Source organism: Thermostichus sp. OS-CIW-33 (assembly GCF_054059615.1).
Window position 1 is genome coordinate 1 of the sequence record NZ_JBSSCH010000012.1, and the last position, 12,152, is coordinate 12,152.

12 protein-coding genes are annotated in these 12,152 nt (G+C 57.5%); 8 read left to right on the top strand and 4 right to left on the bottom strand.

Translation table 11 applies throughout. The features are described from left to right. Nucleotides 1-392: 392 nt before the first annotated feature. From ACVWZG_RS09740 to pxcA, 4 genes are all read left to right on the top strand, one after another. Nucleotides 393-749 (top strand): ferredoxin-thioredoxin reductase catalytic domain-containing protein, encoded by a 357-nt coding sequence (locus ACVWZG_RS09740; RefSeq protein WP_011432451.1) that lies wholly within the window; start codon nt 393-395, stop codon nt 747-749. 104 nt (nt 750-853) lie between these two features. Continuing rightward, nucleotides 854-970 (top strand): photosystem II reaction center X protein, encoded by a 117-nt coding sequence (locus ACVWZG_RS09745; RefSeq protein WP_011432450.1) that lies wholly within the window; start codon nt 854-856, stop codon nt 968-970. Between the two features lie 256 nt (nt 971-1,226). Next, nucleotides 1,227-2,630 (top strand): glycosyltransferase, encoded by a 1,404-nt coding sequence (locus ACVWZG_RS09750; RefSeq protein ID WP_414398428.1) that lies wholly within the window; start codon nt 1,227-1,229, stop codon nt 2,628-2,630. A 180-nt stretch (nt 2,631-2,810) separates the two neighbouring features. Beyond that, nucleotides 2,811-4,193: a proton extrusion protein PcxA gene (pxcA, locus tag ACVWZG_RS09755; protein WP_457395589.1), complete on the top strand. Its 1,383-nt coding sequence runs from the start codon at nt 2,811-2,813 to the stop codon at nt 4,191-4,193. An 8-nt stretch (nt 4,194-4,201) separates the two neighbouring features. Here pxcA and ACVWZG_RS09760 read toward each other — a convergent pair whose 3' ends face one another. After that, nucleotides 4,202-4,807, bottom strand: a complete 606-nt coding sequence (locus tag ACVWZG_RS09760) for a DUF721 domain-containing protein (RefSeq protein WP_414351773.1) — start codon at nt 4,805-4,807, stop codon at nt 4,202-4,204. A 33-nt stretch (nt 4,808-4,840) separates the two neighbouring features. Further along, nucleotides 4,841-6,685: a mechanosensitive ion channel family protein gene (locus tag ACVWZG_RS09765; protein WP_457406773.1), complete on the bottom strand. Its 1,845-nt coding sequence runs from the start codon at nt 6,683-6,685 to the stop codon at nt 4,841-4,843. Between ACVWZG_RS09765 and ACVWZG_RS09770 the strand changes: the two genes are divergently transcribed. Then, complete coding sequence (locus tag ACVWZG_RS09770; protein WP_414343450.1) at nt 6,667-6,798, top strand: hypothetical protein; 132 nt, start codon at nt 6,667-6,669, stop codon at nt 6,796-6,798. The genes ACVWZG_RS09765 and ACVWZG_RS09770 overlap by 19 nt on opposite strands. On the opposite strand, the gene uvrB is transcribed toward ACVWZG_RS09770, so the two are convergent. Beyond that, a complete protein-coding gene (gene uvrB, locus ACVWZG_RS09775; protein WP_457406776.1) occupies nt 6,795-8,882 on the bottom strand; it encodes an excinuclease ABC subunit UvrB in 2,088 nt (695 codons plus the stop codon). The genes ACVWZG_RS09770 and uvrB overlap by 4 nt on opposite strands. Nucleotides 8,883-9,180: 298 nt before the next feature. Here uvrB and ACVWZG_RS09780 point away from each other — a divergent pair, with 298 nt between their 5' ends. Then, the gene (locus ACVWZG_RS09780) at nt 9,181-10,989 is read left to right on the top strand and encodes a DUF3352 domain-containing protein (RefSeq protein ID WP_457406778.1); all 1,809 of its coding nucleotides are present in this window, start codon (nt 9,181-9,183) and stop codon (nt 10,987-10,989) included. Nucleotides 10,990-10,992: 3 nt separating this feature from the next. On the opposite strand, the gene ACVWZG_RS09785 is transcribed toward ACVWZG_RS09780, so the two are convergent. Beyond that, nucleotides 10,993-11,436, bottom strand: coding sequence for an ATP-binding protein (locus tag ACVWZG_RS09785; RefSeq protein ID WP_011432443.1), 444 nt, complete (start codon nt 11,434-11,436; stop codon nt 10,993-10,995). A gap of 141 nt (nt 11,437-11,577) precedes the next feature. Between ACVWZG_RS09785 and petP the strand changes: the two genes are divergently transcribed. Then, nucleotides 11,578-11,775, top strand: coding sequence for a cytochrome b6f subunit PetP (gene petP, locus ACVWZG_RS09790; protein ID WP_041436278.1), 198 nt, complete (start codon nt 11,578-11,580; stop codon nt 11,773-11,775). Between the two features lie 37 nt (nt 11,776-11,812). Next, nucleotides 11,813-12,142 (top strand): HU family DNA-binding protein, encoded by a 330-nt coding sequence (locus ACVWZG_RS09795; protein WP_457406781.1) that lies wholly within the window; start codon nt 11,813-11,815, stop codon nt 12,140-12,142. The last annotated feature ends 10 nt before the right edge of the window (nt 12,143-12,152 follow it).

The following is a 12,152-nucleotide window of genomic DNA, read 5'->3' on the forward strand; positions in this document are numbered from 1 at the left end:
GGCCTGTGGATCGAACTGCACGGGCGGTCGGAAGCAGGAACCCGCCGAGACGACTGCGCAAGGAGCCATCCATGCGCAGCGTGGTAGGAATCTCCAGCCTAAAGGCCGGGGAGGATGTCAAGGTATTCTGTAGAGTACGCCAAGGCTGGCTCTTGCTACGGCCCCTAGATGTTGCCTTGTGTAACAGCAAGGGCATAATCTTTTGTCCTGCCTAGAGGTCTGCTGTACAACGAAGAGCGAGATACAGCTTTTCTCGACGTTGTGGGAGGTCTGTGGAGTTAATAGAATCCCGGCCCCCTACACGTCTGTACTGGCTTCGGGAGGCGTCGTCGGAAAAAGCTGTGAACCCCATTGCTAGCAACAGCCGGTTAGTTCCACTTTTGGGAATCGTCATGGAAAGTCGTGGTTACAAAAAGTCCTCACAGAAGAGCTTTGAGTTGATGCGGCATTTCGCAGAAACCTACGCCAAACGCTCCGAGACCTTTTTCTGCTCGGATCCATCAATTACGACGGCGGTGATCGAAGGCTTGGCTCTGCACAAAGAGCAATTGGGCGCCCCGCTGTGTCCCTGTCGTTTTTATGAAGACAAAGAGGCAGAAGCAAAAGCAGGCTATTGGAATTGCCCCTGTGTACCCATGCGGGAGCGAAAGGAATGTCACTGTATGCTGTTCTTAACGCCGGATAACCCCTTTGCCGGCAAGAGCCAAACCCTAGAGGAGGTGCCCCTGGAATACCAAACTACCAAATGACAGCGCCCGGCAGGGACAAAGGCAGGCTTTGGAAGGGTGACAGGGCTCGGTATAATCGAAAAGCCGTTGGGCAATGGTTATTTGCACGAGGAGGAAACGCTTTTATGACTCCCTCACTTGCTAACTTCCTCTGGAGCTTGGTGGCTGGTGCAGTTGTGCTGGGGGCTCTCTTTGGCGCCATCATCTTTGTCAGCCAAAGGGATAAAGTGCGTCGTCGCTGAGATCCCCGCTCGTTGGCACTTGCCCGCCAATGCTTCCCTTTTCCCTGTACTGCTATCGCTGGGTGGGGAGAGACTGGGGTGGCAAGATGTGGCTGCGGTACGCAATCGCTGGAGGGCTTCGCCCCTGTTGTCGGGGATCCAGCTGGGTTGGGTGACCAACAGATTGAGATCTAAGGTGCTTGAAGCTGTTGTTGCAAACGATCACACCTTATGATCGAAGACTATCCAGCGATACTCCAGGGATCCCTTGCCAGCGTTGACCCACCCCTTGTATTACTGGCGGCAAAAAAACCGCTACTACCACGAGGATCTGGAGCGGCTGCATCGCTTTTTTGTCCCTGCCGGTTTGCGCATCTTGGAGATTGGTTCCGGCACGGGATCCCTGCTCAATGCCTTGCAGCCCAGCTTCGGGGTGGGGATCGACCGGGATGCGGACATTGTTGCCCAAGCTCAGGCAGAGTTTCCCCATCTCCATTTCCGGGTGCAAGATGCCCACACGCTGGACAAAGGGGATCCCGTCTTGGCGGAGCCTTTTGATGTGATCTTGCTCGTCAATACCCTGGGCTACCTGGCCGACATCCAGCAGGTTCTCCAGCAGTTGCGCCGCTTCTGTACCCCACGCACCCGCCTGATCCTCTCCCACCACAACCCGCTCTGGGAGCCGATTCTGGGCTTGGCAACCGCTCTGAAGCAACGGATGCCTCTGCCGGCAGCCAACTGGTTATCGGCAGCCGATGTGGCCAACCTGCTGCACTTGGCAGGATACGAGGTCATTCAGCAGGGCAAGCGGCTGTTGTTGCCGCGGCGGATCCCGTTCCTTTCGACTGTGATCAACCGGGTGATTGCCCCATTGCCCGGGATCAACGCCCTCTGCCTGACAGAGTACACGATCGCTCGCCTGCAGCCCGACCCTGCCTGGGATCCCCCCCCTGAGCAGCAGCCTTCCTGCACCGTGGTGATTCCGGCTCGGAATGAAGCGGGCAACATCCGCCGCTGCGTGGAACATTTGCCCGAGATGGGATCCCGCACCGAGATCATTTTTGTGGAGGGGCATTCCAGCGACGGAACTTGGGCCGAGATCCAGCGGGTACAGGCGGAATACCAAGGGATCCGCAATATCCGGGCTCTACGGCAGGAGGGCAAGGGCAAGGGGGATGCGGTGCGCAAGGGGCTAGCCGCCGCTACAGGGGATGTGTTGATCATCCTCGATGCCGATTTGACCGTACAGGCAGAGGACCTGCCCAAGTTTTTCCGGGCTGTGGCTTCCGGGCGATGTGATTTTGCCAATGGTTGTCGCCTTATCTATCCCCTGAAACCAGAGGCAATGCCTCGGCTAAACCAATGGGCCAATCGTTTTTTTGCCGCTCTCCTCTCCTACATTCTCGGCATCCGCATCAAAGATTCCCTCTGTGGCACCAAGGCCCTGTGGCGGGAGGATTACCAGCAGATTGCCAAGCTGTGCCAAGAGTGGGGGGATTTCGACCCGTTTGGAGATTTTGACCTGTTGCTGGGATCCGCCAAGCGCACCCTGAAGATCCTGGATATCCCCGTGCGCTATTTCCCCAGAACCTATGGTCGCTCCAACATTCACCATGTGCGAGAGGGGCTGCGGCTGCTGCAGATCTGTGGCTTTGCCCTCAAGCGCTTTAAGGGATACTGAAGTTTGCTCTGACCCAAAGGTGCCGGTCTGTACTTCTGTCGAGGCAGGGCCAGTCTCTGCAAGTACTTCTCCACCGTTGGGGTTCCCGCCTAGGCACCTAGGACTCGTTACAATAATTAGTCAATCGGATCACTGTAACGTGTGGATCGGCCCCCATGGGGAGTGCCACGGGAACGAGCAATGGGAGAATCCGTATTGAGCAGGCTGGGCCAATGGATCTCGAATACCCCCCTGCGCTCCCTTGACCAAGCTTATGAGGCTGCCCTGCGCATTAAAGCCATCGAGGATCAATACTTCCAGGGAGGATCCATCGGCAGCAACGGGCAACATGGCCAGAATGTCAGCCGCTACTTTCAAATTCAACTGCGCCGGCAGCTGCGCCAGATCGATCTGCGTTTGGCAGAGTTCAGAGCCAGCAGCGCCTTTTCTCGCCTGCCGGATCCCGAGCAAAATGGCAGCGGCCCTGTTTCTGCCCAAGATAAAGATCAAGAACGCCATGCCGCTGAGGTCGATGCTCCTGAAAGCAACGGCGAAAACCCTGAGAATGGTCGCCAAAGACGAGATCTTTCCATCTTGGAGAAACTGCAGTTTATCGATCAGGTGACTTCTCGATACAAACGCCCGACCAGAAAATCCCAACCTGTCTCTGCTTCAATTTCCACTTCACCTGAGCCTCTCGAACCGCCAGAACAACCTACCTCAACTGAACCCAGTTCTTCTAATGTCTCTGTCAAGGCAGGCTCCGGCAATGGCGCTGCCCCGGTCGCTTCCAAAGCTGCGATTCTGCCCCGTTCTATTCTGCGCACGGCCAGCCAAATCCGCCGTGAGCTGAGTTCCCAGGCCGAGGAGGAACTGATCCAAGAGTATCGGGAGGCTCGCACTCGCACACTGGTATCGATTCGTTTTCTGTTGTTGTTGGCCGTTTTGCCTCTGCTCACCCAGATCCTCTCGAAAAACTTTCTGTTTGGGCCATTGGTGGATCACTTCCAACAACGGGAGCCTGCCATTGTGGCTCTAAGCCACGAATTCCAAGAAAAAGCCCTGTCAGAGTTCGAGTTTTTCAAGGAAAGAATAGAATTTGAGCGAGCTTTGCACCATCAATCTCCAGAGTGGGATCTGGAATCAGCAGATCAACTGTCCATGAAGGCAGAGGAACTGCTGAAAAAATATAGCCGTAGGAACTCGGAAGGCTTGAAGAATATCCTTGCTGATTTGCTTTCGCTGCTGGTGTTTGGCTGGCTTATCTTTATTGGGCGTGAGGAAATCGAAGTCCTCAAGTCTTTTTTGGATCGTCTGATCTACGGCCTCAGCGATAGTGCCAAGGCTTTCATTATTATTCTCTTTACCGATGTGTTTGTCGGTTATCACTCTCCCCACGGTTGGGAGGTGCTGCTGGGTAATTTGGCTGCCCATTTGGGGTTACCGGAGAACCGCGATTTTATCTACGGCTTTATTGCTACTTTTCCGGTTTTCCTAGATACGCTTTTTAAGTATTGGATCTTTCGCTATCTAAACCGTGTATCGCCGTCTTCGGTGGCCACCTATCGGGCTATGAACGATTGATTTTTGGGTTAACCGGAACAACTGTGGCCGCGCGGGCGTAAGGATTGTCGATGGCAGAACCCGCAGACAAACCAACGCTCCAATTCGGCGGCAGGGGTAGGACAGCGGCAGGCGGGGCAAGGGAACAGGTTCTCCTGGGTTTGTTGTTGCTTCACCACTCTGGCCCAGCGCTCGAAAGCCACTTTCGGGTCGGAGGTGGGCTGTTTTGGATTGGGGCTGCGACAGGATCCAGGGCGTTGTCCATCTTGGTCTGCTAGGCGGGGAGCGCCATAAAACTTGCTGGTCAGCTCCGCATCAGGATGGGGGGCAGCCGGGCTGGATCCCTTGTGCCAGGCACCAGAGCTGAAGCGGATATCGCTGAGGGGAGATTGTAGCCGGCTGTTGAGTTTCCTGAGAATGATCTGGCGTTGCAAGGTTAAGTTTTGTGCCCAGGCCGGGGTAGAGGTGGCCACCTGCAGCACCTGTCGGCGCAGGCTGAGAGGATAGGTTTGGGCGGCTACGGCCTCTCCGACGAGTTCGGGCCAGAGCTGCCGCAGGGTTTGCATTTGCTTCAGTTCAGCCCAACGGGGATGGCTGCCAAAGCTTCCCAGTACCTCATCTAACCGCTGCAACATGGTGTCGATAGGGTGTCAATGGCAGGCAATAGCTTAGGAAACACCATTTTGGTCTTCCGGCGATTGTGCTGCTTCTTTGAGGGCAGAGTGAATGGAGTCGGCATCGGGCAAAGGAGGGGATCCACCGTTTTGACTGAGGGGGGCAAATCCCTCTAGGCTGCGGATGTGAATATCTTGTTGCGGGAAGGGGATGCGGATCCCACGTCGCCGAAACTCAGCCTCGATCAGGAAGTTTAGCTCGCTGATCAAGACAAACTGATCTTGAGGACGGTTGATCCACACCAGCAGCTCAAAGTTAAGTGCAGAAGGGCCAAAGGACTTGAGCCAGACTTGGGGGGCAGGGCTGCTCAACACCCGAGCATTTTCTTTGGCTGCGCTGAGCAGAGCTTCGGTGACCAGGGCCGTATCGGAGCCGTAGGCCACGCCGACCGGAATGTGGATGCGACAGCGGGGATCCCGGTAGCTCCAGTTCACCACCTTCGATTCGGTAAAGCGGGAGTTGGGCACGATCACAAAAATGCGATCCAGGGTGCGCAAGACGGTGGCCCGTGGCCCAATGCGCTCCACCGTGCCGAGCAAGTTGTCCACTTCCACCAGATCCCCGATTTGGATGGGGCGCTCCAGCAAAATGGCAATGTAGCTGATGTAGTTGTTGGAGAGGTTTTGCAAACCAAAGCCGATCCCCAAACCCACCGCCCCGGCAATAACCGCCAAGGAGCCCAAATTAAGACCGCTGAAGGGCAAGACCAGAAGGATGCCGAACAGGGTCAGGATGTACTTGAAGATGGCCGCCGAAGACTCTTGGGTGCCCAGATCCAGCCCTAGGCGTGCCAAAAAGCGCTGCTTGAAGCCAACACTGACGTAGTGGGCGCCGGTGAAAACCAAGATGGAGAGGACGAGGAAGACCAGCAAGCTGGCAATCGAAACGCTGGAGTTGGGCAGAGGCTGGGTGAGAACGCCCAGAGCCGTGGCAACCACACGACCCAGGCCCAGGTAAAAGGAGCGCTGAAAAGGTCGCAGGGCAGGTATGAAGCTGATACCGCGATCCAGCGAGATGCCGGCGATGAGGATCACCCCCACGCCCCGCAGCAGCATCCCACCCACATCGATCCAGGTGCCCCAGGTCTCTCCGGCCTTAAGCTCCAACCAGCCTTGCAGACGGGTTAAGCTGCGGTCGAACAGCCGCCAGAGGAAGAACCCCACCACCAGGGTGGCGATCCCTGCCAAAAGGGTCAGAACCAGCACGCGCGGATCCTGGGCCCGCTGCAGAGCCAGCAGATCTTCGCGGTAATCGGCAATCGCTTGCTCCAACCGCCGCGCCCAACTGTTAGCCACCAGACGCACGTCATTCAGGTTCACCTGACCCGGTGCCACCCTGCGCTCTGCGGCTGCATCGGCATAGGTGACGGTAAACAAATACCGTTGGGTGGCCTCAAAGCGGCCTCTTTCCCCCAGGCGTAAGATGTATTGCCCATTGGCATCCTGGGCTACCCGTACCTCTGGCTGTGGCAACTGCCCTTCTTCGAGAAAGCGCTCGATGATCGCCCGAACGTTGTCGGCCCGCACATCGCTGGGGTAGTCTGCCGTCTGCAGGCGGAACACCGGTATGTTCCCGACCAGCACTTCTGTGCCCTCTTGGCCGGTCAAAGGGATCCCGACTGGGCTGGGAGCCGGAGCAGGGGATCCCTCAGGAGTTGGCGCTTCAGCCGGTGTGGGTCGGGGATCGGCCAGGAAAAAGTTGGGATCCCGAAATTCAAGGGCTTGAGCCAAGGGGATCCCTGAGGAGGCAGAGGCGACGGCAGGGGTGAGCCAGAGACCTATCCCCACCGTCAGCCCAACCCAAAGAGCTGCTCGCTTAAGTGGGACGGAGTCCTGCATGGCCGGTTTGGTACGAACGCCTATCGATCAATTGGGGATCCCTGGTGCTGCCCCGCAAGCTCATGGTGGCACAAGCCGACCTCAATTTTGGCCGATCTGAGCAAGGATTTTAGGTGCCCTGAGAATGGCCCAGAAGGCGTTGACGCAGCTTTTTGATTCTATCTCGCAGCTCGGCGGCTTCCTCAAATTCTAGGTTTTTGGCGGCCTCTTTCATCTTCAGTTCCAGTTGGCCGATCAGCTCCGGAATCTCGGAGAGAGGGATCTCTTGCGCAGCTTGAAAGGCTTTTTCCAGATCTGGGTCGTTAAGTTTGCGGGAGATGGCCAAAAAAGACAAGATGGCATTGCTGTTTTTCTTGACGATGGGCTTGGGCGTGATGTTGTGTTGGCGGTTGTATTGCAATTGAATTTCGCGGCGACGCTGGGTTTCGGCAATGGCCCGGGCCATGCTGCTGGTCATGGTGTCGGCGTACATCACCACCGTTCCACGGACATTCCGCGCTGCCCGCCCGATCATCTGAATCAGGGAGCGCTCTGCTCGCAAAAACCCTTCTTTGTCGGCATCCAAAATGGCCACCAAAGAAACTTCTGGCAAGTCCAACCCTTCCCGCAGCAAGTTGACCCCCACCAACACGTCAAAGGCCCCTTCTCGAAAATCTTGTAAGATTTCAATTCGCTCAATCGAGGTGATCTCGGAATGCAAATAGCGAACTCGGATCCCTCGCTCCTGGAGATATTCCGTGAGGTCCTCTGCCATCCGTTTGGTGAGGGTGGTCACGATCACCCGTTCGGCAGATCCCTGCTGAGAGCGTTCCAATCGCAAGTAAATTTCTCCCAGCAAATCGTCCACTTGCCCAGCCGTAGGGCGCACATGCACCTCGGGATCCACCACCCCAGTGGGCCGAATCACCTGTTCGACAACCCGACCGCTGCCCTGCACATAAAACTTCAAGGTCTTGCCATCTTCCACCCGGGTTTCAAATTGGGCCTCGCTCTGCTCCAGTTCCCAGTTGCCGGGGGTAGCCGAAACAAAGATACACTGATGAACCTTGGCCCAAAATTCTTCGGCTTTGAGGGGGCGATTGTCGAGGGCGCTGGGCAGGCGAAAACCGTGATCCACCAGCACCTGCTTGCGGGCACGGTCGCCATTATACATGCCGCGAATTTGGGGCACGGTCACGTGGGATTCATCCACCACCAGCAGCCAATCGTCGGCCTTGAAATAATCCACCAAGCAGGCGGGGGGCTCTCCTGCTTTGCGTCCCGTTAAATGTCTAGAGTAGTTTTCGATCCCGTTGCAATAGCCCACCTCTCGCAGCATTTCTAGGTCGTAGCGGGTGCGCTGTTCCAGCCGTTGGGCTTCCAGGAGCTTGCCTTCTTTGCGAAAGAGGGCCAGTTGCTCTTCCAGTTCTTGCTCGATGTTGAGGATTGCCCGCTCCAGTTGTGCTTCCGGCGTCACAAAGTGCCGAGCAGGATAAACTCTGAGGGCGCTGAGGCTGTTCAAAATCTCGCCTGTAACCGGGTCGATTAAGCGAATGGCCTCGATCTCATCCCCAAAAAATTCGATGCGAATTACCCGATCCTCATACGCCGGCACAATTTCCAGCACATCTCCTTTGAGGCGAAATCGCCCCCGCACCAGCTCCAGGTCATTGCGCTCGTACTGGATGCTGGCCAGATCCCGCAGGACATCCCGTTGGTTAATCTCCTGGCCGACTTTGAAGGGGATGGAAGCCTTCAGGTACTCCTCTGGCATGCCCAGACCATAGATGCAGCTCACCGAGGCCACCACAATCACATCTCGCCGTTCAAACAAAGAGCGGGTAGCCGAGTGCCGCAACATATCGATTTCATCGTTGATGGAAGAAGATTTGGCAATGTATGTATCGGTGCTGGGAACATAGGCTTCCGGTTGATAGTAGTCGTAATAGCTGATGAAGTATTCAACGGCATTGTGAGGAAAAAGCTCCCGCAGCTCATTGCACAGTTGTGCTGCCAAAGTCTTATTGTGGGCCATCACTAAGGTGGGCCTGCCCACCTGCTGAATGGTATGGGCGATGGTAAACGTTTTGCCGGTTCCGGTTGCTCCCAGCAAGGTTTGAAAACGATGGCCTTCTGAAATCGACTTCACCAAGCCGGCAATTGCCTTAGGTTGATCTCCGGTGGGTTGATAGGGAGAAACCAGTTGAAACTCTGACATGGGTTTGACTTTCGGATGGGCCTAGATAGCTGCCGGGCTGGTCAAGGCAGGGCTGATCTGCACGTTGGTTTGGAATGGTGGTGCGGATCACAAAGGCTTGTGGGGTGCCTCTAAACTTGGCCGCCTGCTCAGCGGTGGGCTCCAGCTGGCACACCAGGGTTAGCCTCTGTTCCATGGTAAGGTTTTATCATGCAGGACTGAGGGCAGCGCTTCTTCACTAGGCCTGTTCATGCCAGCAGTGCAGAGCAGTAGGGCCTGGGTGTCCGCGCCATGTCTCCCTCGGTGCAGAGATTGAGATATGGGACGACGGCAACTCTTGCGCGGGATCCTAATCGGGTTGGGTCTTCTGGCCGCCATGGTGGTGTGGGTTGTCGTATGGCTGCTCACCCGCAGTCCGGTGGCTTTGTTGCTGGCCCACCCGGAGCTGCCGCCCATTGTGGGCTTTGCCCCCAGCTCTGCGCAAGCGCTGCTGGTGTTGGCTGTTCCCCTGGACGAGGTGCAAGCGTTTTGGCAAGCGGCAACCCCTGCCCCTCAGCGACGCGCTACCCGTCAGCAATGGCGAAAGTTTTTCTCCCCCGAAGGCCCAGGCTGGCTGGGATCCATGCTGGCCGGGGGATCCCTTGATTTTGAGCGGGAGGTGCGGCCCTGGCTGGGGAGGAGCACCCTCTTGGCCAGTTTGCCGGAGTGGGGCACCTTGGTTGCCCTGGAAACGCGGGATGCGGCGCTCTCTCAGTTTGAGCTGAACCTATTGTGGGAACGGCAGAGCTTGGCCGGGAGGCCGGTGCAGGTGGACACTTACAAGGGCATTCAGGTGGTGTCTAGCCCGATTCCGGGCCTGCAGGGGTTCTCGGCAGCCGTTTTCGGCGAGCAATACGTGTTGTTGGCGGAGCAGTCTGCTGCCATTCGGGCTGCAATCGATGCTTGGCAGTTGCCGCAGTTGTCTCTGGTGGCTCAGCCTCTGTTTCAGCAGGTCATCCAGCCCTTGCGGGAGGCGCATGTGGGTTGGGCCTTCTGGCAAAATCCAGAGGCGGTTTCTTCAGATGGGCTGACGTTGCAGGCGGTAGGGCTGGGGTTGGGGGTAAACTTCCGCGGCTTGGTGGCCGAAAGTGCTGCCCTCTGGCATGCGCCCGCTGGCTTCTCCTTGCCGGCGGCAGAAGCCTTTCGCCCGCAGATCCTTCAACATCTGCCGGATAAAACCTTGGCGCTGATTTCCGGAGAGAATCTGGTCTCAGTTTGGCAGAGCCTGGGGCAGATCCAGCCCCTAAATCCCCTGGGATTGCGGGTGGATCCCGGCCAGTGGCGGCAGCGCTTGCAATCTCAGGTGGCGCTGGACTGGCAGCGTCTGTTGCCGGAACGGGGAGAGTTTGCCTTTGCCCTTTTGCCCGGCGACGGGGATCCAGCCTGGCTGTGGGTCGGTAAGCTGCCGGATGAGTCGGTCGCGACAGCGGGACGGAGTCCTTATTTCGACTTGGATGAGCGGGCACGCGCCCAAGGCTGGCAGGTAATCTCTCTGGCAACGAAGCGCGGCACCGCCACTGCCTGGGCCCAACCGACCACTCCTGCGGGGGAGACGGAGTCCTTGCCGTCAGAACCCCCGCCGGTGGCGACAGCGGGACGGAGTCCTTACCGCTCTATCCATCGACCGGAGATCCCTGTGTTGGCAGGCGAGCCGCTGGAAGTCAGCGGGAAGGGAGGATCCGCGTCATTGCAGGCGGCAGAGGCTCTCCCCCAAACGCTGCCAGGGATCCCGTTGCCGGCGCAGGTGTATCACGCCGACCGCAAAGGCTATTCCTACCTGGCCTCTTCTTTGGGGGCTCTGGAGACGGCCCTCGCGGATCCCCCCTTGAGTGCAAATCGCGCCTGGCGCAAGTTGGTGGCTTCCCTGCCCCACCGCAATTTGGGCTATGGCTATGGATCCCTGGGGTTGCTCTTGGAAAGCGAGCTGCCCGACCCGGTCGCGTCAGCGGCGCGGAGCGCTAAGGGATCCCGCTGGTCATCCACGCGCTTTGCCTTCGCCACCACAGCCCTAGCGGTTTCTGAAGCTCCCTACCCCGATCGGGGCTGCCAGATTACCCAAATGGGCAAGCTGTTTTGGGAGTGGCATTGAGGGTCAGACTATCCAGGGATCCCGACAGTTGGCGTGGATGTATTTGGCCAGGTAGACCTGGTTGCCTGTTTCATTCCACTCCACAAAGTCGAAGATTTGGGTGAGCAGCAGCATTCCTCGGCCCGACTCTTCGGTTTCCAAGATGTTATGTTGGCATCGGTGGAGCTTCTCTTGGGGACAAAAGCCGGGCCCTTGATCTCGCACCAGCCATTGGTAAAAGGGCTCCGAGCTGGCGTACTCGATGATCACCTTCTTGTTGGGGTCGAGGCCGTTGCCGTGGCGGACGGCATTGATGATTGCTTCCTGTAGGCCCAAACGTATTTCCGCTCTCCAGGCAGGAGGGACTTTTGAGATCAAGAGATCGAGGACAGGCTGAGTGTAGAGGGTGGAGGGAAAGCTGATAACGCTCCAGGAGCAGTGGGCGGGTTTGAGGGAAAGGGCAATCACGGAGGCAGTCTTCCCTGGGGCACGGCACTCTGACCCCATTCTAGCAATCCCATCGGGGTCAACCCCAGCAGAGGTGCGGCAGGAGCTCGGCAAGGGGACTTTTGCCGTACCATCTTGAGTGGTAAGTCTCTTCGCGGTTTTATGGCGATCAAGGTTGGAAATAAGGTCAAAGTTCGCTCTGTCCAGGATCGCGGACAAGAAAACCTCAGCGCTCTGGTGGGCAAAGAGGCTGTGGTGCTGGCACGGCGTGTGGTCGATGGCAGCGGTGTCGGCTACATTCTGGAGTTTCCCGATCGCTCTCGACATTGGTTTTTCGAGAGTGAACTGGAGGTGCTCTAAGCCCCTGTCTGTGTTCTGTTGTCTAGAGGGTCGGTTGGTGGCTTCTCCTCCTCATTTGACTCGCCGTTTGCTGGCCCGCCAGATGGCCGCGCAGGTGGATGGCCTGACCGTGGAAATGGCTGCTGCTGCTCTGGAGGCTATGCTGGACAGCATTAGCCAATGCCTGGCCCAGGGGGGATCCGTGCGGCTGGCTCGCTTTGGCACGTTCTCGCTGCGCCATCGTCCCGCCCGGCAAACCTATCATCCGCGCACCAAGGCCCCTGTTCACATCCCGGCTGCCGATGTGCCTCATTTTGTTCCCAGCCCTGAGCTGGGGCGTCCAGCTGGGGCTCGGGTGTCCAAGTCTGAGTCCGCGGGATCCGTGTAGGGTAGCTGCA